Annotated in this window: 26 protein-coding genes; 15 read left to right on the top strand and 11 right to left on the bottom strand. The window is 32.7% G+C overall.

The features are described from left to right. Nucleotides 1-91: 91 nt before the first annotated feature. On the top strand, nt 92-2,665 hold the full coding sequence (locus tag JBL43_RS06605; RefSeq protein ID WP_198840678.1) for a carboxylesterase family protein: 2,574 nt from the start codon (nt 92-94) through the stop codon (nt 2,663-2,665). Nucleotides 2,666-2,711: 46 nt separating this feature from the next. On the opposite strand, the gene JBL43_RS06600 is transcribed toward JBL43_RS06605, so the two are convergent. Beyond that, entirely contained in the window at nt 2,712-3,248 is a 537-nt protein-coding gene (locus tag JBL43_RS06600; protein WP_198840677.1) for an RNA methyltransferase, read from the bottom strand. A 183-nt stretch (nt 3,249-3,431) separates the two neighbouring features. Between JBL43_RS06600 and mutS the strand changes: the two genes are divergently transcribed. Beyond that, the gene (mutS, locus tag JBL43_RS06595) at nt 3,432-6,005 is read left to right on the top strand and encodes a DNA mismatch repair protein MutS (RefSeq protein ID WP_198840676.1); all 2,574 of its coding nucleotides are present in this window, start codon (nt 3,432-3,434) and stop codon (nt 6,003-6,005) included. A 3-nt stretch (nt 6,006-6,008) separates the two neighbouring features. Here the strand turns inward: mutS and JBL43_RS06590 are convergent, their stop codons facing one another. Then, nucleotides 6,009-6,461: a GNAT family N-acetyltransferase gene (locus JBL43_RS06590; protein ID WP_198840675.1), complete on the bottom strand. Its 453-nt coding sequence runs from the start codon at nt 6,459-6,461 to the stop codon at nt 6,009-6,011. A 93-nt stretch (nt 6,462-6,554) separates the two neighbouring features. Here JBL43_RS06590 and JBL43_RS06585 point away from each other — a divergent pair, with 93 nt between their 5' ends. From JBL43_RS06585 to JBL43_RS06575, 3 genes are read left to right on the top strand one after another with little or no spacing between them, the layout of a single operon-like run. After that, nucleotides 6,555-7,043: a SecDF P1 head subdomain-containing protein gene (locus JBL43_RS06585; protein WP_198840674.1), complete on the top strand. Its 489-nt coding sequence runs from the start codon at nt 6,555-6,557 to the stop codon at nt 7,041-7,043. 45 nt (nt 7,044-7,088) lie between these two features. Continuing rightward, nucleotides 7,089-7,376: a Sec-independent protein translocase subunit TatA/TatB gene (locus JBL43_RS06580; protein ID WP_138951955.1), complete on the top strand. Its 288-nt coding sequence runs from the start codon at nt 7,089-7,091 to the stop codon at nt 7,374-7,376. Nucleotide 7,377: 1 nt separating this feature from the next. Beyond that, nucleotides 7,378-7,947, top strand: coding sequence for a phosphatase PAP2 family protein (locus JBL43_RS06575; RefSeq protein ID WP_233098709.1), 570 nt, complete (start codon nt 7,378-7,380; stop codon nt 7,945-7,947). A gap of 10 nt (nt 7,948-7,957) precedes the next feature. Here the strand turns inward: JBL43_RS06575 and JBL43_RS06570 are convergent, their stop codons facing one another. The 7 genes from JBL43_RS06570 to JBL43_RS06540 all read right to left on the bottom strand — a co-directional run bounded on the left by JBL43_RS06570 (nt 7,958) and on the right by JBL43_RS06540 (nt 13,087). After that, nucleotides 7,958-8,383 carry a hypothetical protein gene (locus JBL43_RS06570; protein WP_198840673.1) on the bottom strand — a complete coding sequence of 142 codons (426 nt, stop codon included), beginning with the start codon at nt 8,381-8,383 and terminating at the stop codon, nt 7,958-7,960. Between the two features lie 87 nt (nt 8,384-8,470). After that, on the bottom strand, nt 8,471-9,112 hold the full coding sequence (locus JBL43_RS06565) for an O-methyltransferase (protein ID WP_198840672.1): 642 nt from the start codon (nt 9,110-9,112) through the stop codon (nt 8,471-8,473). A 48-nt stretch (nt 9,113-9,160) separates the two neighbouring features. After that, nucleotides 9,161-9,430: a hypothetical protein gene (locus JBL43_RS06560; protein WP_138951950.1), complete on the bottom strand. Its 270-nt coding sequence runs from the start codon at nt 9,428-9,430 to the stop codon at nt 9,161-9,163. Nucleotides 9,431-9,436: 6 nt separating this feature from the next. Next, complete coding sequence (locus JBL43_RS06555; protein ID WP_117879944.1) at nt 9,437-10,006, bottom strand: sigma-70 family RNA polymerase sigma factor; 570 nt, start codon at nt 10,004-10,006, stop codon at nt 9,437-9,439. Between the two features lie 26 nt (nt 10,007-10,032). Continuing rightward, nucleotides 10,033-11,001, bottom strand: a complete 969-nt coding sequence (locus JBL43_RS06550) for a succinylglutamate desuccinylase/aspartoacylase family protein (protein WP_198840671.1) — start codon at nt 10,999-11,001, stop codon at nt 10,033-10,035. Next, a complete protein-coding gene (locus JBL43_RS06545) occupies nt 10,961-11,869 on the bottom strand; it encodes a RimK family alpha-L-glutamate ligase (RefSeq protein WP_198840670.1) in 909 nt (302 codons plus the stop codon). The genes JBL43_RS06550 and JBL43_RS06545 overlap by 41 nt, the downstream gene beginning before the upstream one ends. 9 nt (nt 11,870-11,878) lie before the next feature. Continuing rightward, nucleotides 11,879-13,087, bottom strand: coding sequence for a bifunctional alpha/beta hydrolase/OsmC family protein (locus tag JBL43_RS06540; protein ID WP_198840669.1), 1,209 nt, complete (start codon nt 13,085-13,087; stop codon nt 11,879-11,881). Between the two features lie 148 nt (nt 13,088-13,235). Here JBL43_RS06540 and JBL43_RS06535 point away from each other — a divergent pair, with 148 nt between their 5' ends. The 6 genes from JBL43_RS06535 (at nt 13,236) to JBL43_RS06510 (ending at nt 19,914) form a co-directional block, all read left to right on the top strand. Further along, nucleotides 13,236-13,895 (top strand): succinate dehydrogenase cytochrome b subunit, encoded by a 660-nt coding sequence (locus JBL43_RS06535; protein WP_198840668.1) that lies wholly within the window; start codon nt 13,236-13,238, stop codon nt 13,893-13,895. A gap of 14 nt (nt 13,896-13,909) precedes the next feature. After that, nucleotides 13,910-15,913, top strand: coding sequence for a fumarate reductase/succinate dehydrogenase flavoprotein subunit (locus JBL43_RS06530; RefSeq protein ID WP_198840667.1), 2,004 nt, complete (start codon nt 13,910-13,912; stop codon nt 15,911-15,913). Between the two features lie 8 nt (nt 15,914-15,921). Next, nucleotides 15,922-16,668 (top strand): succinate dehydrogenase/fumarate reductase iron-sulfur subunit, encoded by a 747-nt coding sequence (locus tag JBL43_RS06525; protein WP_198840666.1) that lies wholly within the window; start codon nt 15,922-15,924, stop codon nt 16,666-16,668. A gap of 151 nt (nt 16,669-16,819) precedes the next feature. Next, nucleotides 16,820-17,584 carry an ABC transporter ATP-binding protein gene (locus JBL43_RS06520; RefSeq protein ID WP_198840665.1) on the top strand — a complete coding sequence of 255 codons (765 nt, stop codon included), beginning with the start codon at nt 16,820-16,822 and terminating at the stop codon, nt 17,582-17,584. A 4-nt stretch (nt 17,585-17,588) separates the two neighbouring features. Then, nucleotides 17,589-18,764, top strand: a complete 1,176-nt coding sequence (locus JBL43_RS06515) for an ABC transporter permease (protein ID WP_198840664.1) — start codon at nt 17,589-17,591, stop codon at nt 18,762-18,764. A 202-nt stretch (nt 18,765-18,966) separates the two neighbouring features. Continuing rightward, complete coding sequence (locus JBL43_RS06510; RefSeq protein WP_198840663.1) at nt 18,967-19,914, top strand: M28 family peptidase; 948 nt, start codon at nt 18,967-18,969, stop codon at nt 19,912-19,914. Between the two features lies 1 nt (nt 19,915). On the opposite strand, the gene JBL43_RS06505 is transcribed toward JBL43_RS06510, so the two are convergent. After that, nucleotides 19,916-21,190 carry a leucine-rich repeat domain-containing protein gene (locus tag JBL43_RS06505; RefSeq protein ID WP_198840662.1) on the bottom strand — a complete coding sequence of 425 codons (1,275 nt, stop codon included), beginning with the start codon at nt 21,188-21,190 and terminating at the stop codon, nt 19,916-19,918. A 20-nt stretch (nt 21,191-21,210) separates the two neighbouring features. Beyond that, nucleotides 21,211-23,301 (bottom strand): S46 family peptidase, encoded by a 2,091-nt coding sequence (locus tag JBL43_RS06500; protein ID WP_198840661.1) that lies wholly within the window; start codon nt 23,299-23,301, stop codon nt 21,211-21,213. An 85-nt stretch (nt 23,302-23,386) separates the two neighbouring features. Between JBL43_RS06500 and JBL43_RS06495 the strand changes: the two genes are divergently transcribed. The 4 genes from JBL43_RS06495 (at nt 23,387) to JBL43_RS06480 (ending at nt 26,391) form a co-directional block, all read left to right on the top strand. Continuing rightward, complete coding sequence (locus JBL43_RS06495; protein WP_198840660.1) at nt 23,387-24,529, top strand: methionine aminotransferase; 1,143 nt, start codon at nt 23,387-23,389, stop codon at nt 24,527-24,529. A gap of 61 nt (nt 24,530-24,590) precedes the next feature. Then, complete coding sequence (locus JBL43_RS06490) at nt 24,591-25,085, top strand: hypothetical protein (protein ID WP_198840659.1); 495 nt, start codon at nt 24,591-24,593, stop codon at nt 25,083-25,085. 103 nt (nt 25,086-25,188) lie between these two features. Then, nucleotides 25,189-25,596, top strand: coding sequence for an endonuclease domain-containing protein (locus tag JBL43_RS06485; RefSeq protein WP_198840658.1), 408 nt, complete (start codon nt 25,189-25,191; stop codon nt 25,594-25,596). A 6-nt stretch (nt 25,597-25,602) separates the two neighbouring features. Beyond that, the gene (locus JBL43_RS06480; RefSeq protein ID WP_198840657.1) at nt 25,603-26,391 is read left to right on the top strand and encodes an amidohydrolase; all 789 of its coding nucleotides are present in this window, start codon (nt 25,603-25,605) and stop codon (nt 26,389-26,391) included. Nucleotides 26,392-26,464 lie beyond the last annotated feature (73 nt).

The raw sequence follows: 26,464 nt of genomic DNA, 5'->3' as shown, positions 1-26,464 counted from the left end.
TTGAGGTGTTAATAAAAGCTCTTGGTCTAAAAAATTACGGCAAAATTAGAATTAGTAATACTTTAGAGGTTTAAAATTAATTCTAGAATAAATGAAAACATTTACGCAAAAAAAACTGGTTATAACATTAGTTTTAGCATTCGCACTAAGTATTTCTAATGCTCAAAAAACGGGTAATATAGTGGAGTATTTTGGTAAAGAAAAAGTCAATGAGGTTAGTGAAGGCAACGTATTACATGTTTTTAAAACAGGATTGGCACTGCAAATGCCTCGTTTTGGGTTTGAGTCTTCCTCTTTTCCAAAGGACCCTGTTTTTGAACAATTCTTGAGTAATAAAGAGTATCGAGCTAAAAACAAAACGGTTTTTGATATTGATTATCTTGGAGAGCAATTGCAATGGAAAGCTATTAAAGTGGATAGTTCTAGTAGTTTTTCTGATCGTAGTTTACGATCGTCTTATGTGTATCTGTCTTATAAATCGAATGCTGAAAAAATAGTGCTTTTTGAAGCTTCAGGTCATTCATTAGCTTTAGTTAATGGTTTTCCGCATGAAGGTGATCATTATGATTTCGGTTATAGCCTTATCCCTGTAAAATTAAAAAAAGGAGAGAATGTTTTTGTATTGAAAGTGGGGCGTTTTCCAAGAATAAGGGCAAGGTTAATAACACCTAGTACCGGGGTGCAATTTACGACAAGAGATATGACGTTACCTAATGTTCAGTCTGAAGAAGATATGGAGTATAAAGGAGCTATTAGAGTTATAAATGCTACTGAAAATTGGGTGAAAAGGGCAACCATTGATGCCAAATTGGGTCAAAAGAACTTAGAAACTAGTATTACTACTATTCCGCCGTTATCAGTGCAGAAAGTGCCCTTTACTTTTGCTTCGTCACCAATTGAGGTTTCTAAAGAAGGCATTGAAATGCAATTGCAGTTGAAAAATAGTAAAGGTGTTGCCCTTGATCAACAAGAAGTTAAACTACAAATAAAATCAAAATACAAACATCATAAAAAGACCTTTATTAGTAAACTTGATGGTAGTGTGCAATATTATAGTGTGGCTCCATCCACAACTAGAGACGCTTCGCAGGCGTTGTTTTTATCAGTGCATGGGGCGTCTGTTGAAGCGGTAAATCAGGCAAATGCATATCAGCAAAAAGATTGGGGAAATTTAGTAGCCCCTACTAATCGTCGTCCATTTGGCTTTGCCTGGGAAGATTGGGGCAGATTAGATGCTTTGGAAGTTTTAGCAGATGCAACAACTATTTATAAGCCAGATGCAAGCAAAATTTATTTAACGGGTCATTCAATGGGTGGGCACGGAACTTGGTATTTAGGAGCCACCTATCCTGATAAATTTGCTGCTATTGCTCCATGTGCAGGTTATCCTGATTTATTGGCATATCGTGATGGTTTTACGAAACGAATGTTAGAAATGACACCAGAACAATTGGAGCGTGTTGGGCTATCGCCAAAAACTGTAGAGCGTATGAAATTACAATCTATAAATACGCCTTTAGAAAATATTATTGAAAGAGCGGGCACTCCAAGTAGAACATTAAAATTGGAACGTAATTATTTACAAAGCGGAGTTTACATATTACATGGTGAAAAGGATAATGTAGTGCCAACTATTATTGCAAGACAAATGAGAGAGCGTTTGGGTAAATTTCATAATGATTTTACGTATTATGAATATCCTGATGGTACCCATTGGTATGGGAATCACAGTGTAGATTGGGCTCCAATTTTTGATTTTTTCAAACAACGCACTATTAAAAAGGATGACGATGTGAAAAAGTTAGAATTTTATACAGGATCACCAGGCGTTTCTGCAACAGCCCATTTTATTACCATCCATCAACAAGAAAAACAATTTGAAGTAAGCTCTTTTGATATGTCAAAAGAAAAAGGTTTTACTATAACTACGGATAATGTTGCCCTTTTGGAAGTTGATTTGTCAACATTATCTGACACAATAAATACACTTACGCTTGATGGTGAAGTATTAGAAATTATTACTAAAAATAAGAATTACTTTAAAAAAGAGAATGGTAATTGGAAAACAACTACGGTACCTTCTTTAAGCGAAAAAGGACCACATAGAAATGGGGGATTTAAAGATGCTTTTAGAAATAATGTAGTTTTTGTTTATGGTACAAAAGGTAATGCTTCTGAAAATGAATGGAATTACCACAAAGCTCTTTTTGATGCTGAAACTTTTTATTATCGAGCAAACGGAAATGTAGAAATGATAAAAGATACGGACTTTTCTTTAAAAAAATATGCTGATAGAAATGTTATCATTTATGGAAATAAGGATACTAATGTAGCTTGGAAATTATTGCTAAAAGACAGTCCTATTCAAGTAAAAAATAATGAAGTCGATTTTGGTGGTAAAAAATTAGTTGGAAACCAATGGGGAATGTACTTTACTACAGCCAGAAAAGATAGTGATTTTGCAAGTGTTGGTGTGGTGACCGCTTCGGGAGATGAAGGCATGAAAGCGACTTACGCTAATCATTATATGGTGAATGGAACAACTTTTCCTGATGTGCTTCTTTTTGATAATCAAGTGTTAAATGAAGGTATTGATGCTGTAAAATGTGCAGGTTTTTTCGGTAACGATTGGTCTATAGAAAACGGGGATTTTGAATGGAAGTAAAATAGCAACAGATTTTAGAAAAGAGGTTTAAGATAATATTTAATCACTATGATCTCTTTTCTATTTTATTGAATAAATCCCATAAAACGACTCCACAGGTAACCGAAATATTTAAGGAATGTTTAGTGCCATATTGCGGAATTTCAAGACAGTAATCAGATGCTGAGACTACTGCTTGTTGTACGCCTTTAACTTCGTTGCCTAATACAATAGCTAATTTTTTCCCTTTTACAGGTGTAAAATTTTGAAGTTCAATACTGTTTTCGGCTTGTTCGATAGATGCAATTTCAACATTTTCGCTCTTTAATTTTTCAATAAGTGTCAACGTATCTTCTGCATGCTCCCAATCAACAGTATCTGTCGCTCCCAAAGCTGTTTTATGAATGTCTTTATGTGGTGGTTGTGCGGTAATACCGCAGAGGTAAATTTTTTCAACAAGAAAGGCATCAGACGTTCTAAACACCGAGCCGATATTATTTAAACTCCTGATATTATCAAGTATAACAATCAATGGTGTTTTAGAGGCCTCTTTAAATTCATTGGTATTTAATCGATCTAGCTCGCTGTTTTTTAATTTCCTCATGGTTCAATTTTCAGTTTATTGTTTTAAGTTGCCCATATTAATTGTCCAAAAGTAAATAATAAATATGACGATTGTGAATAATTGATCCAGCTTCATTTTACAGGCACTCTAAAAAAATGTAACTTCGCGTCTTATCATTTAATCTCCAGAATCTTGGCTAAAACAAAAAAAGTCACCCCATTAATGAAGCAGTATAATGCCATCAAGGTAAAATATCCTGATGCGATGTTATTATTTAGAGTGGGCGATTTTTACGAAACTTTCGGTGAAGATGCTGTTAAAGCGGCGGGTGTTTTGGGCATCGTTTTAACCAAACGTGGTGCAGGTAGCGAAAGCGAAACGGCCTTGGCAGGGTTTCCACATCATTCCTTAAATACGTATTTGCCTAAATTGGTAAAGGCGGGAATGCGAGTTGCTATTTGCGATCAGTTGGAAGATCCTAAAATGACCAAAACTATTGTAAAACGTGGAGTAACGGAATTGGTTACACCTGGAGTTGCATTAAATGATGAGGTATTACAATCTAAAACCAATAACTTTTTAGCAGCCATTCATTTTGGTAAAAGAAAGTTGGGGATATCATTTTTAGATATTTCTACAGGCGAATTTCTAGTGGCAGAGGGAAATGAAGAATATATCGACAAGCTACTTCAAAATTTTGGTCCAAGTGAGGTTTTAGTCCAAAAGCAGTTTAAAAACAAGTTTAAAGAAGCTTTTGGTGAGCGTTATTATACATTCTATTTAGATGATTGGATTTTTCAAGACGATTATGCTAATGAACAACTCACGGAACATTTTAAGATAAAATCACTTAAAGGTTTTGGTATTGATGATTTACAACACGGAATTGTTTCTGCGGGTGCAATTTTATATTACCTATCAGAAACGCAGCATAAAAAATTAGAACATATTTCTACCATTCATCGTGTAGAAGAAGATCATTATGTTTGGATGGATCGCTTTACTGTTCGCAATTTAGAATTGTATTATTCCAATCAACCAGAAGCAGTTACATTGTTGGATGTTATTGATAGAACCATTTCGCCAATGGGTGGAAGACTGTTAAAACGCTGGTTGGCATTGCCTCTAAAGAATTTGAAACAAATTCAGCAACGACACGAAATTGTGAAATATTTGATTGATAATGATGCGTTTTATGATGGAATTACCTATCAAATAAAGCAAATTAGTGATATTGAAAGACTGATTTCTAAAGTAGCAACAGGAAAGATAAACCCGCGTGAAGTAGTACTATTAAAAGATTCTCTAAAGGCTATTTTACCAATAAAAGTAAATGCTGAAAAAAGTGAGAATAAGTCTTTACAACAATTAGGGAAACAATTACATAATTGTACTGATTTAATTGAAAAAATAGCAATAACAATAAATGAGAATGCTCCAGTAAATATCAATAAAGGAAACACAATTGCGAATAATGTCTCCAAAGAATTAGATGATTTAAGAGGTATTTCTACAAACGCTAAAGATTATTTGGATGCTATGTTAGCACGAGAATCTGAACGCACCAAAATACCTAGTTTAAAAATTTCTTTTAATAATGTATTTGGATATTATATCGAGGTCAGAAATTCTCATAAAGACAAGGTTCCTGAAGAGTGGGTTAGAAAGCAAACGTTAGTAAATGCTGAACGTTATATCACTGAAGAGCTGAAAGAATACGAAACCAAAATTTTAGGTGCAGAAGAAAAAATTGCAGTATTAGAGCAGCAAATTTTTGCTGATTTATTACAGTTTATGACGGTGCATATTTTGCAAGTTCAAGAAAATGCTCAACGGGTAGCTAAATTAGATTGCTTATGCTCATTTACGCAAACGGCAAAAGACCATAATTATGTGCGTCCGCAATTGGATGAAAGCACTGATTTAGAAATTAAAAATGGTCGCCATCCGGTAATAGAAAAACAATTACCTATTGGTGAAGAATATATTGCTAATGATGTAGTGCTGAATAGAGGTCAGCAGCAAATTATTATGATTACGGGGCCTAATATGAGTGGTAAGTCAGCTATTTTACGTCAAACTGCTTTAATTGTATTATTGGCACAGATGGGTAGTTATGTCCCTGCACAACAAGCCAGAATTGGTGTAGTTGATAAAATATTTACTAGAGTAGGAGCAAGTGATAATATCTCCATGGGAGAATCTACTTTTATGGTAGAAATGAACGAAACTGCTAATATTTTAAATAATATATCTGAACGCAGTTTGGTATTATTAGATGAAATTGGTCGCGGAACAAGTACGTATGATGGAATTTCAATTGCCTGGGCAATTGCTGAATATTTACATGAACATCCTTCAAAGGCTAAAACATTATTTGCCACACATTATCATGAATTAAATGACATGACCGAAACTTTTGATCGGGTCAAAAACTTCAATGTTTCTATTAAAGAATTGAAAGACAATGTTATTTTTCTTAGAAAATTAGTGCCAGGTGGTAGTGAACATAGTTTCGGAATACATGTGGCTAAATTAGCAGGTATGCCAGCTTCTGTAATTCACAGAGCCAATAAAATGCTAAAAAAATTGGAAGCTAGTCACTCTTCAGATGAAATTAAAGACAAGCTCAAACAAGCGACTGAAGAAGATGTTCAATTGAGCTTTTTTCAGCTAGACGATCCTTTGTTGGAGGACATAAAAGAAGAAATATTAGCTACAAATATTGATACGTTAACACCTATTGAAGCCTTAATGAAATTGAATGAGATTAAGCGAATGTTGGTGAAAAAATAAAATCTACAAATGCAATTTCATGCCTTCGTGGCTATTTACAAATCCTAATTTTTTATAGAATTTTATAGCATCTGGACGTTTTTTATCTGTTGTAAGTTGCAGTAAATGAGCTTTCCGTTGCTTGGCTCTTTCAATTGCCCATTCAAATACCAATTTTCCAATACCTTTACCTCTAAAATCTTCTCTAATGCGTACAGCTTCAATTTGTGCTCTAACACCACCTTGATAGGTTAAGTACTGAATAAAACTCAATTGTAAAGTTCCTATAATTTCAGAAGCATCAGTTTCAACAACAATTAACTCTTGATTCGGATCTGCATTAATAGCTGAAAAAGCGTTAAAATATTTTTCAGGAAGAGGTTCTTTATAATCCTCTCTTAACTTTCCAAGTGCATCACTAGCAATCATATTTACAATAAATGCAACGTCATTTTTATTAGCTTTTCTAAAATTCATGTTCTCTTGATTTTGGGTATGTATGCTAATATAAATATTATTATTTTGGACTTTGTAAATTCTGCTATCTTTGAACTTGCTAATAGCAATTTTATGAGACCTAAAATAATCATATTGAATGTCATTTTCTGCCTTTTGTATTGTAACTCTTATGCTCAAGAAAATAACAATGGTTCTAAAGTTGTAAGGTTTAATGGTATTTACCAAACTTCAACTCTAGGAAAAGAGTTTATTTTAAAAAGTGATAGTACAAAAACGTATAAAGTTGATACCAGTGGTTTTGTAGGAATCCATAAGTTTAAAAAAGTAAAGAACTCTTTTGATATTAGCGGAAGGCCATCTTTAACTATTGAGCTTGATGGAAATGGTAAAGACCAATTTTTTATTTTAACAGAAAATAATATTGGTAAACCATTGGCTCTAATAATTAATAATGTTTTGTATATGGCTCCGATAGTTCATGGAGCCATACCGAATGGTATACTTGAAATTTCAGGATTAAATAGTGTTGAAGAACTGGAAAAATTGAAACGATTAATAGACGTAATAAAAATACGTACAGCTAAAAGAGAATTAGATTAACTATTCTGCTAATTTCTATTATCTTTGTATCAATAAATTAAAATTATGTATTTTTTATTTATAAGTGGTGGCGAAATTTTTGTAGTGGTCGTTATTGTATTGATGCTTTTTGGTGCTGATAAAATTCCAGGTATTGCCCAAGGATTAGGGAAAGGCATGCGTCAATTAAAGGACGCTACCAATGATATTAAAAGAGAGATTACTGAAACGGCGGAAAAACAAGGTATAGACACCAATTTAGCTAAGGATCTTAAGAAGGATATGAAATCTATTCAGGATAATATAAAGGGCAATATAGACGATGTAACTGGTCCTATAAAACGGAACTTATAAATTGGATTTATTAGACCAAATTCTTGAATACGATAAAGAATTAATTGTTTATCTGAATAATTGGGGTTCTGAGCCCTGGGATTCATTTTGGATGTTTATTACCAACCAATTTAGTTGGATTCCTTTATTTTTACTACTGTTCTATTTTATTTTTAAATCCTACGGATGGAAAAAGGGACTTATACTTGTCTTAGTTGCCGCAGGATTGGTGGCATTTTCTGATCAGTTTGTAAATCTCATTAAAAATAATGTAGCTAGGTTACGACCTAACAACGACCCTACAGTTAATGAGCTTATTAGAATTTTAAAGAAGCCGAGAGGTTATAGTTTCGTATCAGGTCACTCAACAACATCTTTTGCAGTAACTACTTTTATGATATTAACGTTAAGAAAGTACTATAAATATCCATTTTTACTACTAGGTTGGCCACTATTATTTGCGTACAGTAGAATATACATTGGTGTTCATTTTCCCATTGATATTTTTATGGGAATGTTATTAGGTATTACTATTGGACTCTTATTTTACAAAATAAGTATATACTTTTTAAAAAAAGTTAATTCTAATTGATATGGGTGCTTTAGTAGCTATATCCATGTCGTTGAATTCTAGATTCTGAATTTAAGAAATCAGAAATACGCGTTTTTAAAGATCCTAATTTTCCCCGAAGTTGTCTAATTTTTTTTGTCAAAGAAAGATGTGCGTCTTTATAATTTTGAATCTCCATTTGATTTTCAGACTGCAATAAGTTAGTAAAGTGTGCTTTGTGTTTTTGCAGCCCATCTAATACATCTTTCAATAACCTGTCTTGAGTCGTTTTAGTGATTAAAACTATATTTTTTTGTACTTGAACATCGATGTGGTCTTTAACTTTTTTAGAATCGACGCGTTTTTTTAATTCATTTAACTCATAAATGTATACGTCAAATTCTTTAGCCCATCTAATGGTTTCTTTGTGCCATTGCTGAAAACTAGCTTTTTTTGAAGGTAGTGCTTGTGTGTTCATAGTTAGCGTATTTAGAAGTACCCTAAAGCTATGCAAACTTGACCAGATTACAAGTTAATAAAGTGTAAATCTTTAGTTAAAGAATTGTTATTTTATTCTACTTATAGTTAAGCCATCTCTAATAGGTAATAAAACGGTCTCAATTCTAGGGTCTTCTTTGAGTAGTTTATTATAGGCAAGTAATGCTTTCGTATCTTCGTCCTTAGGGTTTAGTTTCTCAACCACCTTACCACTCCATAAGACGTTATCTGATAAGATTATGCCACCTTTATTCATTTTATCAATTACTAAATTATAGTAATTGGTATAGTTGCTTTTATCAGCATCAATAAATACCAAATCAAATTTCTCATCAATTGCTGGTATTATATCTATTGCATTTCCAATGTATTGTTTTATTTGATGTTTATATAAAGACTTTTTAAAATATTTCTCTTGTAGAGAAGCTAGTTCTTCATTATGATCTATGGTATGTAAAATACCATCGTGTGATAGGCCTTCTGCCAGGCATAACGCTGAATAACCTGTATATGTACCGATTTCTAAAATTGACTTGGGTTGTGTTAGTTTTGATAACATTGACAATACGCGACCTTGAAATGCACCACTTAACATTCTTGGGTTCAAAACGGTTTGCCAAGTTTCTCTATTAAGCTGTTTTAATAATTGAGGCTCATTTTCTGAATGTTCTACTACGTAATCGTCTATTTTTTGCGGTATAATATCCATCTTTTACTAAAATATTAAATAAAACTACCAAAAGCTAGTGTTGGAATATTATGTATTCGAATTTATTTTTTTTACCACTTCCTTTTGAAGAGCTTCTTTTTCTTCTTTACAAAGTTTACGTTCCCCCTGAGTTTTGTGTAAATGCTTACTACAAACTTTGGTTAATGTGGCATTTTGTTTAGAATATGCTCCACATATTTTACAACTAAAGAGATGTATTTTTAATTTTACTATCTCCAAAAAAGAAGCTTCCTTATATTGGCTTTTATTACAAATTGTGGTAGCCTCATCACAGCTAATAAAAATTTTCTTACTCATAAAATACTATTTTGCAAACCAGTTATCTTCCATACACTTTCTTAGTTGATGTCTGGCTCTATGTATGATAACCCAAAGATTAGACGCGGTAATATCTAACTCATTACAAATTTCTTCAGTTTCATAATGCTCAACATTTTTTAAATTAAAGACCAGTCTGTATTTGTCAGGTAGGTTATTAATACAATTGTCTAATACGCTTTTAAGTTCCGTGTTTTCAATTTGTTTTTCAGCTTCATTATCCCATAATTGCGGTACCCGTTCTTCTAACCAACTTCCTTTTTTATCTCCATCTTCATGAAAATTAACTTTTATTTCGGCTTTGCCTTTTCGTGAGTTTATTTTACGGTAATGGTCTATTATTTTGCGTTTTAAAATTGCAATTAACCATGTGCGTTCAGAAGCTTGACCTCTATAGTTTTTGGCTGCTTTTAGTGCTGAAAAAAAGGTTTCTTGAACAATATCTTTGGCTTGCTCGTGATTGTCTATTCGGGTTATGGTGTAATTATATAAATAATCCGAATATTCCTTTACCCAGTTGTTTGGCTCTAAGCTATGTTTGTTTTCGTCTGACATTAATTTAAAAAAGGTAAATATACGGATTATTCGCGTCCAATATGAAAAATGGCATCTCCTCGGTTAATAATAGGAAAATAATTTATAGCTATTATATATCCAGTTAATGGAGCTTTTATTTTTACAGAAGTTTCTCCATAAGTATCTGTAATGTCTCCAATTATTTGACCCTTCTCAACTTTATCACCATTATGTACAAAAGCATTGAATAAACCCGCTATTCTTGCTCTAACCCATCGTCGTTTGGTTATAGGGATACTCTTTTTAGCTTTGCGACTTGCCATTGGATTTGTTTTAATCATCTTTAAATGTTTTAAAATCCTTAATGTGCCTGCCATCCCTTCTTTTATGGAATTTTCGTCAAACCTCAACGACTCGCCACCTTCATAAACAATGATAGGTATACCTAGTTTTAGAGCTTCTTTTCTAAATGATTTATTAATTAAGTCTGATGGGAAAAGAAACGGGGGACTAAAAATTTCTGCTAATTTTTTGCTTTCTTCTGATGATTCTGTATATCGAATTTGAGGGTAATTGCTTCTTTGAGCTCCTCCCGTATGAAAATCTATGGCATAATCTACATTATTGGCAATTTCTCTCAAATGGAAATAGGCAATTCTACTAGCTAATGAACCTGTTTTTGTTCCCGGAAAACTTCTATTGACATCTTTACCGTGTACATCTCTAGAGAAATGTAAAAATCCAAAAACACTAAGTAAAGGGACTACAATAACACAACCTCTTTCTAAATTAAAGTACTTATTTTCAAGCATTCTTCTGATGATCTCAATACTATTGGTCTCATCTCCGTGTAAGCCACCTTGCAATAAAATAGTTGGGCCTTCTTTTTTTCCGTTAAATACATAAACAGGAATTTCAATTAGTGTACCGGTAGGCAATCTGTCAATAGAGAATTTGATTAATACACTTTCTCCTAATCCCACTTTTTTACCTCTAATTTCTATGGTTTCGTTTTTGAATTTTTTCTCGAACATAATCTTCTGAATATTTTATTATGTGGTATGCTACGTTTATTTGGGTGTATGCTTCTACACCTTGTAGGCCTGGTGATGCATTTACTTCTAATAATAAGGAGCCTTTTTTTGATCTAATTATGTCTACACCAGCTACTGGTAAACTTAAATATTTCGTTGCTCTTAAGGCAATGTTTTTTTCTATCTCTGTTAAATTAGCAATTTCACCAGTGCCTCCTCTGTGTATATTGGACCTGAACTCGCCAATAGCACCTTTTCTTTTCATAGCGGCTACTATTTTGTTGCCTACAACAATTACTCTAATATCTTCTCCGTTAGATTCCTCTATATATTCTTGTAGTAAAAAACTGGCATTCATAGTATAGAAGGTGTCCATTATTGATTTAGCTGATTTTTTAGATTCGGCAATAATAACGCCCATACCCTGAGTACCTTCTTGCAACTTAATAATTACGGGAGGGCCGCCTAATAATTCAATTTGTTCATTGATGTTTTTATGATTTATAGAAAAAACCGTTTGTGGAATGGGGATGTTTTTTCGATTCATAATTTGTAATGTGCGGACCTTATTTTGTGCTCTTAAAATCCCTAATGAGCGAGCCGTACTAAATACGCCATTCATTTCAAATTCTTTAACAATTGCCGCTCCGTGTCTGCTTACTGATGCCCCAATTCTGGGGATAATGATATCAGGTATATCCAGAATATTTTCACCTTCAAAAATTATTTGGGGCTTTCCTATACCTAATTTTACGGAGCACTGAGCATGATTAATTACCCTAACGTTATGATTCAATTTTTTTGCTTCCTGCACTAATCTTTGTGTGGAATAGATATTTTCACCAACAGAAAGGATAAAAATTTTCATGAATTTGGTTTAGCGTAAAATGGTTTCAATTTCAATTTTATTTTCTAAGGTACGATGCACCGGGCATCTATTAGCAATATGTATTAATCGCTTGCGTTCATTAAAAGTAAGATCACCGATTAATTCTATGGTTCGTACAAATTTATCAATTTTTGCTGGTTCTTCGTCACAAGAAATACAATCTTCTGCGTGCTGTTTAAAATGTTCTAAATGAACTAAAACTTCATCTAATTCCATTTTCTTTCTATCGGCATACATTCTTAAAGTGATTGCGGTGCAAGAACCTAAACTTGCTAGTAATAATTCATAAGGTGTTAAGCCTGAGTCTTTACCTCCAAATTTTTTAGGTTCATCTGCTAGGATAGAATGATTTCTTGCTACAATTTCCGTACTATATTTGGTTTTACCTATTCTAACCACCGTTTGTTTGTCTGTACTTAGTTCAGGTTCTTTAGTTGTCAATACATAACGTTTGGCCCAGCTTGATAATACTTCACCTACATAAAAGGAATCTGCCTTATTGGTTAATAGATGATTGGCTCCGTCAAGAGAAATAAAGCTTTTCGGATGGTGTGCGGCTTTGTATATTTCTTTAGCATTGGAAATTTCAACAATTTTATCTTGTGGCGAATGTAACACCAAAATGGGTTTTCTAGAATCGTTTAACAACTTGGTCATATTTTTAGAATTCAAGTCTTCTAAAAAGTGCTTTTTTATGGTAAAAGGTCTTCCTGAGATTTCAAAAGTAGCTTCACCATCCAAATGAATGTTTTCTAGATGATCTTCAAATAAATGTTCTACATGCGATGGGTTTGAAGGGGCTCCAATAGTAACAATAGCTTGAATTGATTCGATTTTATTGGCAGCAAAAACTGCTGCGGCTCCGCCTAATGAATGGCCCACAATTATCTTCGGGGAGTCAAAACTTTCTTTTAAATAATTGGCGGCTGAAATAAGATCATCAATGTTGGTCGAAAAATTAGAATCTTCAAATTTGCCTTCGCTTTTACCCAATCCCGAAAAGTCAAATCGCATAACGGCTATTCTATTATGTGTCAAGGCTCTAGATATATTCCGTACCGCTGTAAAATTCTTACTCCCTGTGAAAAAGTGAGCGAATAGAGCATAGCTCAAAGGTTTCTTATCAATAGGAAAATCTATGTTTCCATCGAGTATTAAGCCTTGTTTGTTTGTGAATTGTACGTTTTTGGTATACATATATTTAAAGTGTTTTTAAAGTATTCATTTTAATCTTATAAATGTAATGTTTTTATAATCATTCTAAATAAGAAAAAAATACAGTAACTAATGTTACAGACAAAAATGTAAATATTATCTTTGTTACTTATTAAAAAACCAAACCAATATGAGTGGATTTTTATCTTCTTCAATAGCACGAAAGTTTGCAATGGCATTATCTGCACTCTTTCTAATTATTTTCCTAATTATTCATTTAACTGTAAATTTAACCTCCGTTTTTAGTGAGGATGTATTTAACCAGTTGTCCCATTTTATGGGAACAAACCCGTTAATACAATTTGGATTACAACCCGTTTTAATTATCGGCGTGATTTTTCATTTTGTAATGGGCTTTGTTTTAGAAATTAGAAATAAAGGTGCAAGAGACGTAAAGTATGTCAATTTTAAAGGTGCTGCAAACTCTACTTGGATGAGTAGAAATATGGTCTATAGTGGACTTGCAATTTTAGCATTTTTAGTCATACACTTTATTGATTTTTGGTTACCAGAAATGAATTATAAATACATTGAGGGTTTACCAGCAGACTCAACAAGGTATTACGAGGAATTACAACATAAGTTTGTGCCCCTATGGCGTGCTGCTGCCTACTCTGTGGCGTTTGTGTTTCTTGCATTGCATTTGTTACACGGATTTCAATCGGCCTTTCAATCAATGGGTTTTAATAATAAATACTCAAGTTTTGTAAAAGCTTTAGGTAAATGGTATTCTATTATTATACCTGCTGGATTTATTTTTGTAACCTTATATCATCACTTTAACCATTAATCTTATACTATATTATGACGACTTTCAATTCAAGAGTACCAAAAGGTCCAATAAAAGATAAATGGACAGAGTATAAAAACCATATTGATTTAGTAAACCCTGCTAACAAACGTAATATTGATGTTATTGTAGTTGGTACCGGATTGGCTGGAGGTTCTGCCGCAGCATCGTTAGCTGAATTAGGTTATAATGTAAAAGCATTTTGTTATCAAGATTCACCTCGTAGAGCTCACTCAATCGCAGCTCAAGGTGGTATCAATGCATCAAAAAATTATATGGGCGATGGTGATTCTGATTATCGTCTTTTTTATGATACTGTAAAAGGTGGAGATTACCGTTCACGTGAAGCTAACGTTTATCGTTTGGCTGAGGTTTCTGGAAATATTATAGACCAATGTGTGGCACAAGGAGTTCCTTTTGCTCGTGATTATGGAGGGTTGTTAGACAACCGTTCGTTTGGTGGTGTATTGGTTTCAAGAACTTTTTATGCGAAAGGACAAACAGGACAACAACTTTTATTAGGTTGTTATTCTGCAATGAACCGTCAAATTGCTCGTGGTAAGATTGAAATGTTCAATCGTCATGAAATGTTAGACGTTGTAAAAGTAGATGGTAAAGCAAGAGGTATTATTGCTCGTGATTTAATTACAGGTGCAATAGAACGTCATTCTGCCCATGCTGTTGTAATTGCAACGGGTGGTTACGGAAATGTTTATTTCTTATCTACCAATGCAATGGGTTCTAATGCTACTGCAGCTTGGAAAATACATAAAAAAGGAGCCTATTTTGCAAATCCTTGTTTTACACAAATTCACCCAACGTGTATTCCGCGTTCTGGAGATTATCAATCAAAATTAACGTTGATGTCAGAATCATTACGTAATGATGGTAGAATTTGGGTTCCTGCAAGATTAGAAGATGCGAAAGCAATTCAACAAGGTAAATTAAAACCTACTGAAATTGCAGAAGAAAATAGAGATTATTATTTAGAAAGAAGATATCCAGCGTTTGGTAATTTAGTTCCACGTGATGTGGCTTCTAGAGCTGCTAAAGAGCGTTGTGATGCTGGTTATGGTGTAAATGCAACCGGTGAAGCTGTGTATTTAGATTTTGCTGCTGCTTTTCAACGTTATGGAAAAGAACAAGCTAAAATTCATGGAATTAAAAATCCTTCGAAAGAAGAAATTATAAAATTAGGACAAGGTATTATTGAAGAAAAGTACGGAAATTTATTTCAGATGTATGAAAAAATCATCGCTGAAAATCCTTATGAAACACCAATGATGATTTATCCAGCAACGCACTATACTATGGGTGGTGTTTGGGTTGATTATAATTTAATGACGACAGTACCAGGATTGTACTGTATCGGTGAAGCAAATTTCTCTGACCATGGTGCAAATAGATTGGGAGCTTCTGCTTTAATGCAAGGTTTGGCTGATGGATACTTTGTATTGCCATATACAATTGGTGATTATTTATCGGATGATATCCGTACTGGAGAAATTTCAACAGAATCTCCAGAATTTGAAGCTGCTGAAAAAGAAGTAAAAGATAAAATAGATTTCTTTATTAATAATGAAGGAACGCATTCCGTTGATTATTACCATAAAAAATTAGGATTGGTAATGTGGAACAAAGTGGGAATGGCTCGTAATGAAAAACATTTAAAAGAAGCGATTAAAGAAATTCAAGATATTAGAGAAGATTTCTGGAAAAATGTAAAAGTTACAGGTAAGAATGAAGAATTTAATCAAGAATTAGAAAAAGCAGGAAGAGTAGCTGATTTCTTAGAATTAGGAGAATTATTTGCTAAGGATGCTTTAAATAGAAATGAATCCTGTGGAGGACATTTCCGTGAAGAATATGTTACTGAAGATGGTGAAGCTTTGCGTGATGATAAAAACTATGCTTATGTAGCTGCTTGGGAATATACAGGTAAGCCAAGTGAAGCAATTTTACATAAAGAAGAATTAGAGTTTAAAGATATTGAACTGAAGACGAGGTCATACAAATAAGATACATTATGAATTTAACGTTAAAAATCTGGAGACAAAAAGACTCAAAAACCAAGGGTCAAATGGTAGAATATAAAGTAACTGACATCTCAGAACATATGTCGTTTTTAGAAATGATGGATGTGTTAAATGAGCAACTTGTTGCTAAAAACGAGGAGCCAGTAGCTTTTGACCACGATTGTAGAGAAGGTATTTGCGGTATGTGTTCTTTACATATTAATGGAGAGGCTCATGGACCAGATAGAGGAATTACTACGTGCCAGTTACATATGCGTATGTTTCATGATGGCGAAACAATAACCATTGAACCATGGAGAGCCAAAGCTTTTCCTGTTATAAAAGATTTAGTTGTTGATAGAACAGCTTTTGAACGTATTCAGCAAGCGGGAGGTTATATTTCCGTGAATACTTCTGGTAACACTCAAGATGCAAACGGAATTCCTATTTCTAAGCACAACGCTGATAAAGCAATGGATGCTGCAGCTTGTATTGGTTGTGGAGCATGCGTAGCTAGTTGTAAAAATTCTAGTGCTATGTTATTTGTTGGTGCAAAAGTATCTCAATTTGCATTATTACCTCAAGGTAAAGTAGAAGCCACAGAGCGTGTACTAAACATGGTAAAACAAATGGATGAAGAAGGCTTCGGAAACTGTACCAATACAGGAGCATGTGAAGTTGAATGTCCTAAAGGAATAACTTTAGAAAATATAGCAAGAATGAATAGAGAATATTTATCTGCTAGTATGAAAGGATAATATTTTATATTAAAAAAATATAAATCCCAAATTCCAATTAAGGTTTTTGGGATTTTTTTGTAATTAAAATAAAGTAATTAAATATTTTACTTTTTTGTAACAAATACTAAATTCTGCTACTAACAAAGTAATTGAATTAACAAACCACCTCATGATTAACGTCGAGAATATTACAAAAGAATATGCTTTAACTAAAAAGCAACGAAAAGAATTACAAACCAATAGCACTTCAGTTGCTGCTGTTAATAATGTGAGTTTTATGTGCGAACCGGGCCGTGTGTTTTCATTATTGGGACCAAATGGTGCAGGTAAAACAAGTTTGTTAAGAATGATTTCTACAATTTTAACACCATCGTCTGGTGATATTAAAGTAGATGGAGTGAGTGTAATTGACAATCCGCAAGAAGTAAGAAGAAGAATAGGTTTTTTAACGGGTTCTACAAACCTGTACGATAGATTAACACCTGGAGAAATTGTAAAATATTTTGCAGATTTACATGGTATGGAGCGATCCGTTTTTAATGAACGCAAAGAAAATTTATTTGAACAATTAAACATAAATGAATTCTCCAAAAAACGTATTGGTCAACTTTCTACAGGTATGAAACAAAAAGTATCTATAGCACGAAGTATGATTCATGACCCCAGTGTGGTTATTTTTGATGAACCTACTTCCGGTTTAGACGTAATTACTGCCAATAGTATTATTGAATTGATTAAGCAATGTAAAAAAGAAGGGAAAACAGTTATTTTCTCTTCGCATATAATGAGTGAGGTTGATCTTTTATGTGATGACCTTGCCATTATTGCCAAAGGAAATCTTATTTATAATGACACCATGGATGCCTACAGAAAACAATCTGAAGGTAAATCATTAACAGAAGCTTTTATTAACATTGTAAACCAAAATAACTAAACCTATGAAAACAATATTTACGGTTATAAAAAAAGAGCTTACAGATACATTAAGGGATAGAAAAACATTAATCTCTGCTATTCTATTACCTGCGTTAGCAATGCCATTAATCATTTTAGGTGTTACAAAACTCCAAAAAAACCTAATGGATAAAGAGCAAAATAAACAACTTAAAGTTGCTTTGATAGGTGCACCAGAGAATATAGTATCTCAATTTAATGATAGTACATTTTTAGTGGTAGATGATGTTGTTTTGGCTGGGGTAAACGATTCAATTGAAAATGGAAGTATTGATGCCTTGTTAGAATTTGACACTAATTTTAACGAGAAAATTTCTACATTAAGCTCAGGTGGATTAAAACTATATTATAAGTCGACCAATTTGTTGGTTGAAAAAAGGATTAGAGAAAAACTTGATAATTATACGGCTATCATAATGAATGATAGAATTAAGAAATTGAATATTTCGTCAGAAACACTAGAGCCGCTCTCTATTTCAAAAATTGATATTGCTTCACCAAAAGAGCAAATTGGAAAATTGATTGGAGGTTTTATACCCTATATTTTTATTATTCTTTGCTTTACGGGATGTATGTATCCTGCCTTAGATTTAATTACTGGAGAAAAAGAACGTGGTACGTTGGAAACCTTATTAACAGTACCAGCTTCAAGATTTAAAATACTTATTGGTAAAACCATTACAATTGCCTTAGTCGGTATTGCTGCCGCTATTATGGCTATTGCTGGTATGTTTTTAAGTTTAAAATTTATTGATGATATACCACAAGATTTTTTAAATGTAATCAATGATCTTTTAGGACTTAAATTTATTCTCATGCTATTTGCGATGCTCATTCCTTTAAGTATCTTTTTTGCAGGATTACTGTCTGCTATTGTAGTTAGAGCAAGCAGTTTTAAAGAAGCACAAAGTTATGTTACACCTTTGTCATTTGTCATTATTATACCCGCTATGATTGCTTTAATGCCTGGAGTAGAACTAACTTGGCAAACCGCATGGATACCTATCTTAAACATTGCTTTAGCCACAAAGGAAATTATAGCTGGCACTATTCAATCATCTCAGTATTTGGTTGTAGTTGGTTCACTTATTTTATTGGCTATCATGGCAGTATTCTTTAGTTTGAAACAATTTTCTAAAGAAACTATGGTACTGAAGTAACTAATTATAATCTATTGAAGTAGAGTGATTTAAAATTGGTCTGTTCAAAGTTGATGTTGTAAAGGATTATCTTAAGAAAATAGTGCTAACATCAATTGAGTTTATATCTATAAGTTTAAAATGGTGAGCCAACTCATCTATATGGTAGTATAGAGATAAATATTCCTTATTTTTGAGCGAAGAACTTAAAAAACTCAAACTTATGGACTTACGAAGCTTTTTTTATGTAGTAGCGTTTTTATTCGTGTTATCAGGTTGTAAATCACAATCTAACGCATCTGATAGTGCTATTGATGATTCAGTATTATCGATTGGATTTTCTAAAGATTCGTTGTTGCATCATATAGAAATTTTGTCCTCAGATGCTTATGAAGGTCGTAGAACAGGTTCAGATGGCTCCTTAAAGGCAAGAAATTATATTACTTCCAAATTTAAGCAACTCGGTGTATTACCATTATCAAATAGCTACAATCAATCATTTTCTTTTACGGGTAGAAGAGATAGTATAGGCTATAATGGTGTAAATGTTTTAGGTTTTATTGAGGGTGTTAAAAACCCTGATAAATACATTGTTATTTCTGCTCATTACGATCATTTAGGAATTAGAGATGGTGTTATTTTTAATGGAGCTGATGATGATGCTTCGGGTACAAGTGCATTGTTTAGTTTTGCGGAATACTTTAAGAATAATCCACCCGAACATTCTGTTATTTTAGCGGCTTTTGATGCCGAAGAAATGGGACTTCAAGGATCAAAATACTATGTTGATCATCCGATAATTGCAAAAGAAAATATTTTGGTAAATCTTAACATGGATATGATCAGTAGAAGTAATAAAGATGAACTTTATGTAGTTGGAACACGGTTTTATGAAAATTTAAAACCAGCGATAACAGAAGCTGAACTTCCAGAAGGTTTTAAATTATTAATTGGTCATGATGGTGCTGACACGGCTCAAAATTGGACAAATTCATCTGACCATGGATCGTTTCATAAAAAAGAAATTCCGTTTTTATATTTTGGGGTAGAAGACCATAAAGATTATCACAAAGAAACAGATGAATTTGCAAATATTCATCCTGAATTTTATTCAAAAGCTGTTCAAGTAATAATTTCTGTTTTTGAAGATTTGGATAAAAGGTTAGAGTAAATCAATACTTTATCACCTTCTTGGAAGTAATAAATCCGGTTTCTGTTTTGATAATAATGTAATATACCCCATTCGCAATATTAGTTACGTTTATCTTATTTTCTCCTAGGTCCATAATACCTTTTAAAATAATTTGTCCATTGGTATTCACTAGTGTGTACTTTGCGTTATCAGAAATAGAGATATTAAGTTCACTATGAACAGGGTTTGGATATATTCTCAACTTATCGAGGTCAAAATCAGTTGTGCTCAGCGGATTACAATTTAAACTAAACGTAACTTGAGTATCAACATTTAGCCAATTTACAGTAGAATAGCTTGGGTCATCTACGGTTACACAATCTAAATTAGAATTATTCTGAGCAAAGAAGCGGTTTATGTTTGCATTGGCACCACTTTTAATATTCAAACTTGATAACTGATTATTTGAACAGTTAAACATTCGCAACACCTTATTTTGGCTTAAATCTAAACTATTAATTTCATTGTTATAACAGTATAATTGTACCAAATTAGTATTTTGACTTACATCTAAATTGGTAAGTTGATTTCTAAAACAATCTAAAAGTATAAGTTCCTTGTTTTGACTAACATCTAATTCAGTAAGTTGATTACTGTAACAGTATAGGTTTTTTAAAACAACATTCTTACTTACATCTAGGCTGGTGAGGTTATTAAAAGCACAGAAAAGAAAAGTTAATGCTGTATTTTGAGTCACGTCTAAACCTTGAAGTTGATTTCTGTAACATTGTAAATTGGTCAAAAGCACGTTTTGACTTATGTTTAAATTCAAAAGCTGGTTTTGGTAGCAATAAAACGTTACTAAAGCTGTGTTTTGTCTTAGATCTAAATGAGATATATTATTCTTAGAACAATCCAACCAATTTAGAAGTACGTTTTTATTAATGTTTATGTCTACCAATTGATTACTAGAACAAATTAACTTCGTCAATTGGGTGTTTTCACTGAGATCTAAATTTGTTAAATTGTTAGAGGCACATGAAAGGTTAATAAGGGCTACAAAATCCTGAATACCTGTAAGATCAGAAATGTTTTTATTTGAAACATTTAAAGAGGTAATAGCTTTTATATTGTCCGTTGGTACTGTACCGTCTATGACTCCAGTATCATAACCTAAGTCTATTAAAGCTTGTTCAAAATTGCGATCTGGTATCGTTGTGTTTTGAGCAAAAGAATTGCTTATAACTAAAAACAATACGAGTACAAGTGCCTTTGTTGCTTTTGTTAGCGTTTTCTTTTGGGGTTTAATAAACATTAAAATTGTAACGGGGTTATTTATTTTTGTTTCGGGTGTACTAACTTCATTTCATTAATTAAATGTTTTGCTCCAGCATATTTATCAACTATAAAAAGGACGTAACGAAGGTCTACCATAATGTTTCTACAAATTTCAGGGTCATAATAATAATCACTCATGGTGCCTTCCCAAACACGATCAAAATTTAAGCCTACTAAGTTTCCTTCAGCATCAATTGCTGGGCTACCGGAATTACCACCTGTAGTATGGTTTGTACCTAAAAAGCAAATGGGAACTTTACCATTACTATCGGCATACTGACCATAATCTTTATTTTTATATAATTCTTGTAATTTTTGAGGTACATCAAACTCATAATCACCTGGAACATACTTTTCAATAACACCATCTAGATAAGTAACAGGTTCGTAATATACAGCATCTCTAGGTTCATACCCTTTTACTTGTCCATAAGTAACTCGCAATGTACTATTTGCATCTGGAAAATACCTTTGATTTGGTAAAACTTCCATTTGAGCTTGCATATATTCTTTCTGATAGGCGTTTATTTCAGTATTAATACGTTGAAACTCCGGTTCGATTTTCGAGTAAAATTCAACAATAAATGGTTTTGCATACCGGTAAGCGGCATCTGCATTCAGTTTTTTTATCACGTCATCAGCACTTCCTTTTAAAACCTCTAATGCTTTATCTACATTGGTAAAATTGGTTGTATCATAAATGGAAGCATCAACGTTATCAGTATATAAAGGCATAATGGCTTCAAAAACACCTTTATCAACATCAACATTATAATTTTTGTGAACACTTTTTACGCTGGAAATCATAGAAGTTCTAGCCTTTTCAAAACCTTTTTTGTTCTGATTTGCCACGGCTTCAAGCTGTGTTAATCTAAACATCATTTGCATTAATTCATTGTTGCGAATAAATGCTTCTGAAAAATTTGAACGTTTCACGGCATACGGTTCAATTTCGGTATATAATTTTTCAAATTTTGACAATAAATTTCCGTATTTACTCTCTAGTTGTTTTGCTTTTACCGCTTTGGTAAATTCATATTCAAAATTTTGTCGTTTTACAACGGCATTACTTTTTTTAAGACCTAGATTTTCGCCTATCCATTTTTTCCATGAATTGGCAATTCTTGCTTGTTTAGAAGCATATTGAATTCTGATTTTATCGTCACTTTTCATTGCTGCATCAATAACTTTTAAGGCGGCCTCGCGTATGGCAATATTACTCGGATTTATTTTTTCAACGGTTTGTGCAATCGCAACTGCTGGTAAGTATTCATCAGTACTTCCAGGGAAACCAAAAACCATTGTAAAATCACCTTCGGCAACACCATCTAGTGAAATAGGTAAAAAGTGTTTTGATTTATAAGGAACATTATCTTTAGAATATGGGGCTGGACGATTATTTTTATCTGCATAAATTCTAAACATAGAGAAATCTCCGGTATGTCTTGGCCAAACCCAATTGTCAGTGTCTGAACCAAATTTACCAATACTTGTTGGTGGTGCACCAACTAATCTTATATCTTCAAAACGTTCCGTTACAAAAAGAAAATACTGATTTCCTTGAAAAAACGATTTTACTTTTGTGTCTTGCCAAGCCTCCTTTTTTGCCTTTTTTTGGATAGCGTTACTGTTTTTATCTGTTAAGGATTGCTTTTCTTTTTCAGACATAACATCCGTTACGCCATTTAGTATGGCATTGGTTACATCTTCGATACGAACAATAAACTCAACATAAAGACCTTCATTTGGTAATTCTTCTGATAAGTTCATAGCCCAAAATCCATCTTTTAAATAATCATTTTCTAAGGAAGAATGTGACTGTATTTGACTAAATCCACAATGGTGATTGGTTAATAATAATCCTTGTGGTGAAATAACTTCACTTGTACAGCCACCATTAAAATGACCAATGGCGTCTTTTAAACTTGAATTATTAACATCATAAATATCCTTTGCTGATAGTTTACTGCCAAGTGCTTGCATTTCCTGCTCATTCATACCTTCAAGTAAAGAAGGAATCCACATACCACCTTGTTGAGCAGAAAGTTGTACTGATATTAAAAATACTAGTATTTTAAAAAATTTCATTGCCATTGTTTTAAATTCAATCAAAGATAAAAAAAAGTCAGTTCATTAATTAATGAATTTACTATATTATGCCTTAAAATGTAATATGCAAATTAACTCTAAGCTGCCAAGTCTAAAAACGACCATATTTACGATAATGAATACCTTGGCAAAAGAACATAATGCTATAAATCTTTCACAGGGTTTTCCTGATTTTGATACAGATTCAAAACTATTAAATTTAGTTACAAATGCAATGAATTCGGGTTACAATCAATACGCACCAATGGCGGGTGTTTTATCACTTAGAGAGCAAATTGCTAAGAAAATTGATGGGTTATACGGAGCAAAATACCATCCAGAGACTGAAATTACGGTAACTGTTGGTGCTACACAAGCTATTTTTACAATTATAGCCTCTTTTATTCGTAAAGATGACGAAGTTCTTATCTTTAAACCTGCCTATGATTGTTATGAGCCAGCAATTGAGTTGCATAATGGTAAGCCCATTTATGTGCAATTAAAAGCTCCTACTTATAAAATTAATTGGCAAGAAGTAAAGGAGAAAATTACTGCGAAAACCAAAATGATAATTATTAATACTCCGCATAATCCAAGTGGATCTCTATGGAGTAGTATGGATATGTTGGCACTTGAAAAGTTAGTTAAGAATACTAATATTATCTTATTAAGCGATGAAGTTTATGAGCATATTATTTTTGATGATTTCGACCATCAAAGTGCTTGTAAGTATCCGCATTTAAAGGAGCGAACTTTTGTGGTAGGATCCTTTGGAAAAACATTTCATAATACAGGTTGGAAAATTGGGTATTGTGCAGCTCCTGCTGAATTGATGCACGAGTTTCGAAAAGTACATCAATTCAATGTTTTTTGTGCGAACCATCCCATGCAAATAGCTTTTGCAGAGTATTTGAAGGTAGATAGTCATTATAGAAATCTATCTCAGTTTTATCAAGACAAACGCGATTTGTTTTTGAATGAGATCAAAGATTCTAGGTTTAAATTTATACCCTCTAAAGGCACTTATTTCCAACTGTTAGATTATAGTGCTATAAGTGATGAAAGTGATGTAGATTTTGTAAAAAGATTAGCAATAGAATTTAAAGTAGCTGCAATACCTGTTTCCGTTTTTAATTCACATAATCTTGATCAAAAAATGATTCGATTTTGCTTTGCAAAAAAGGATGAAACGTTAAAAAAAGCAACAAATATTTTAACTAAAATATAAATATAGCACTTCACTATTTTGAGTAACTTTGTGTAAACAAAAAATTTAAAAACATACAATTATGAAACATATTAAACTTCTGATTACATTTTCATTATTATTAATGATTACCCTAGTATCGGCTCAAAAAGTGGAATACCAAGGAAAAGAATATAAAATAAAGAAAGATTTAATTTTTTTAGACGGTGTTGATGTAACACTTAATTTAACAGTTTCTGAACAAACTGCTATTAAGGATGCATTAAAGAATAAAGTAGCCTTAGAAAAAGCGGAGAAAGAGCAGAAAAAAGCGGAGAAAAAGCAAAAAGAGGCAGAAAAAGCGGAGAAAAAAGCAGAGAAAAAGCAAAAAAAGGCTGAAAAGGCAGTTAAAAAAAGAGAAAAAGCAGAAGATGGCCTAGAAAAAAGTCAAAAGAAGCTTAAAAAAGATACTGCTAAGTATGAGAAATTGAAAGAACAAGGTAAATTATCTCCTCAAGATGAAGAAAAATGGCTAAAGAAATTAGATAAGCAAAAGGAGAATATTGAAAAATCAGAAAAGAAATTAAGAAAGATGTAGAGAAAACAGGAGCAATATTCTGATTTTTCTTAATTTGTTATTTTTCCTGAAAAGGTTCCCCTCTTGAGAGGGGTTAGGGGTGTGTCCATGGCAACTCAGAATTATGAAAAAAAGAAAAATTATACCTTATAGCCCTAAACTAAAAGAGTTTGCAAGGGAGCTTAGAAATAATTCAACGAAAGCAGAAATAATTCTATGGCAAAAGATTAAAAGAAAGCAAATGTATGGCTATGATTTTCATAGACAAAAGCCGTTAGATAATTTTATTGTTGATTTTTTTTGTCAAGAATTAATGCTGGCAATTGAAGTTGATGGATATTCGCATAGTTTTATTGAAATACAAAAAAAGTATATTAAAAAAGAGAATAAGTTAAATAAGTTAGGTGTTTCTGTCCTTAGATTCTCAGACTATCAAGTATTGAAAGATACGGATAATGGTATTCGCTCAATTGAACATTTTATTATTGAATTTGAAAAACACACCCCTAACCCCTCTCAAGAGGGGAACTAAAAAAATATGATTTCTGGAATTCTTAAAATTGCAATTGTTCAAACAGATTTGGCTTGGGAAAACCGAGAGCAAAATAGGCTTAATTTAACTTCACATATAGAAAGTATTTCTGAAGAGATTGATTTAATTATGCTGCCAGAAATGTTTACTTCAGGCTTTACCATGCAGCCAGCAAATGTCTCGGAAACCATGTCTGGTAAAACGGTGGAATGGTTAAAAAAGTTGGCTAAAAAAAGGAATACTGCAATTTCAGGGAGTATTGTTATAGAAGAGGACCAAAAATATTATAATCGGTTGTTATTTGTTTATCCTAATGGAGAACTAAAAACGTATGATAAAAGGCATACGTTTACATTGGCAGGTGAGAACAAACTATATACAGCAGGTTCTGAAAAATTAATAGTAGACTATAAAGGATGGAAAATTTGTCCAATGGTGTGTTACGATCTTCGCTTTCCTGTTTGGGCTAGAAATACTGAAAATTATGACTTATTATTCTATGTTGCCAATTGGCCAAAACCTAGAATTGAAGCATGGCATACTTTACTGAAAGCACGAGCTATAGAAAACATGAGTTATTGTGTTGGTGTTAATAGAATTGGAACCGATAATAACAACTACGAATACACAGGTAACTCCATTGCTTTTGATGCTTTAGGGGTGCAAATTTCTAAAATGCAACCTTATGAAAATACTACGGAAGTCATAACACTTTCAAAACAAAAACTCTTTAGCACTAGAGATAAATTTAAATTTTTAGAAGATAGAGATGAGTTCAAATTGAGTGCAGAGTAACGAGTACTTATTAACGATTTTTGAATTTTAAAATAGAATTAATTTGTAAAAATTAATTTTACTTATACATCTA

The sequence above is a fragment of the Aureibaculum flavum genome (genome assembly GCF_016406085.1).
Taxonomy (GTDB): Bacteria; Bacteroidota; Bacteroidia; order Flavobacteriales; family Flavobacteriaceae; genus Aureibaculum; species Aureibaculum flavum.
Note: the sequence above shows the minus strand (reverse complement) of the source record. Positions and strands in the feature narration are given on the sequence as shown.

What these genes read in the sequence shown, in the direction of transcription:
- JBL43_RS06525 (WP_198840666.1), top strand. Translation starts at nt 15,922, where the DNA reads ATGAATTTAACGTTAAAAATCTGGAGACAAAAAGACTCAAAAACCAAG.
- JBL43_RS06500 (WP_198840661.1), bottom strand. Translation starts at nt 23,301, where the DNA reads ATGAAATTTTTTAAAATACTAGTATTTTTAATATCAGTACAACTTTCT.
- JBL43_RS06560 (WP_138951950.1), bottom strand. Translation starts at nt 9,430, where the DNA reads ATGAGTAAGAAAATTTTTATTAGCTGTGATGAGGCTACCACAATTTGT.
- JBL43_RS06485 (WP_198840658.1), top strand. Translation starts at nt 25,189, where the DNA reads ATGAAAAAAAGAAAAATTATACCTTATAGCCCTAAACTAAAAGAGTTT.
- JBL43_RS06600 (WP_198840677.1), bottom strand. Translation starts at nt 3,248, where the DNA reads ATGAGGAAATTAAAAAACAGCGAGCTAGATCGATTAAATACCAATGAA.
- JBL43_RS06480 (WP_198840657.1), top strand. Translation starts at nt 25,603, where the DNA reads ATGATTTCTGGAATTCTTAAAATTGCAATTGTTCAAACAGATTTGGCT.
- JBL43_RS06540 (WP_198840669.1), bottom strand. Translation starts at nt 13,087, where the DNA reads ATGTATACCAAAAACGTACAATTCACAAACAAACAAGGCTTAATACTC.
- mutS (WP_198840676.1), top strand. Translation starts at nt 3,432, where the DNA reads ATGAAGCAGTATAATGCCATCAAGGTAAAATATCCTGATGCGATGTTA.
- JBL43_RS06555 (WP_117879944.1), bottom strand. Translation starts at nt 10,006, where the DNA reads ATGTCAGACGAAAACAAACATAGCTTAGAGCCAAACAACTGGGTAAAG.
- JBL43_RS06550 (WP_198840671.1), bottom strand. Translation starts at nt 11,001, where the DNA reads ATGTTCGAGAAAAAATTCAAAAACGAAACCATAGAAATTAGAGGTAAA.
- JBL43_RS06520 (WP_198840665.1), top strand. Translation starts at nt 16,820, where the DNA reads ATGATTAACGTCGAGAATATTACAAAAGAATATGCTTTAACTAAAAAG.
- JBL43_RS06530 (WP_198840667.1), top strand. Translation starts at nt 13,910, where the DNA reads ATGACGACTTTCAATTCAAGAGTACCAAAAGGTCCAATAAAAGATAAA.
- JBL43_RS06490 (WP_198840659.1), top strand. Translation starts at nt 24,591, where the DNA reads ATGAAACATATTAAACTTCTGATTACATTTTCATTATTATTAATGATT.
- JBL43_RS06585 (WP_198840674.1), top strand. Translation starts at nt 6,555, where the DNA reads ATGAGACCTAAAATAATCATATTGAATGTCATTTTCTGCCTTTTGTAT.
- JBL43_RS06565 (WP_198840672.1), bottom strand. Translation starts at nt 9,112, where the DNA reads ATGGATATTATACCGCAAAAAATAGACGATTACGTAGTAGAACATTCA.
- JBL43_RS06535 (WP_198840668.1), top strand. Translation starts at nt 13,236, where the DNA reads ATGAGTGGATTTTTATCTTCTTCAATAGCACGAAAGTTTGCAATGGCA.
- JBL43_RS06515 (WP_198840664.1), top strand. Translation starts at nt 17,589, where the DNA reads ATGAAAACAATATTTACGGTTATAAAAAAAGAGCTTACAGATACATTA.
- JBL43_RS06545 (WP_198840670.1), bottom strand. Translation starts at nt 11,869, where the DNA reads ATGAAAATTTTTATCCTTTCTGTTGGTGAAAATATCTATTCCACACAA.
- JBL43_RS06580 (WP_138951955.1), top strand. Translation starts at nt 7,089, where the DNA reads ATGTATTTTTTATTTATAAGTGGTGGCGAAATTTTTGTAGTGGTCGTT.
- JBL43_RS06505 (WP_198840662.1), bottom strand. Translation starts at nt 21,190, where the DNA reads ATGTTTATTAAACCCCAAAAGAAAACGCTAACAAAAGCAACAAAGGCA.
- JBL43_RS06495 (WP_198840660.1), top strand. Translation starts at nt 23,387, where the DNA reads ATGCAAATTAACTCTAAGCTGCCAAGTCTAAAAACGACCATATTTACG.
- JBL43_RS06605 (WP_198840678.1), top strand. Translation starts at nt 92, where the DNA reads ATGAAAACATTTACGCAAAAAAAACTGGTTATAACATTAGTTTTAGCA.
- JBL43_RS06590 (WP_198840675.1), bottom strand. Translation starts at nt 6,461, where the DNA reads ATGAATTTTAGAAAAGCTAATAAAAATGACGTTGCATTTATTGTAAAT.
- JBL43_RS06510 (WP_198840663.1), top strand. Translation starts at nt 18,967, where the DNA reads ATGGACTTACGAAGCTTTTTTTATGTAGTAGCGTTTTTATTCGTGTTA.
- JBL43_RS06570 (WP_198840673.1), bottom strand. Translation starts at nt 8,383, where the DNA reads ATGAACACACAAGCACTACCTTCAAAAAAAGCTAGTTTTCAGCAATGG.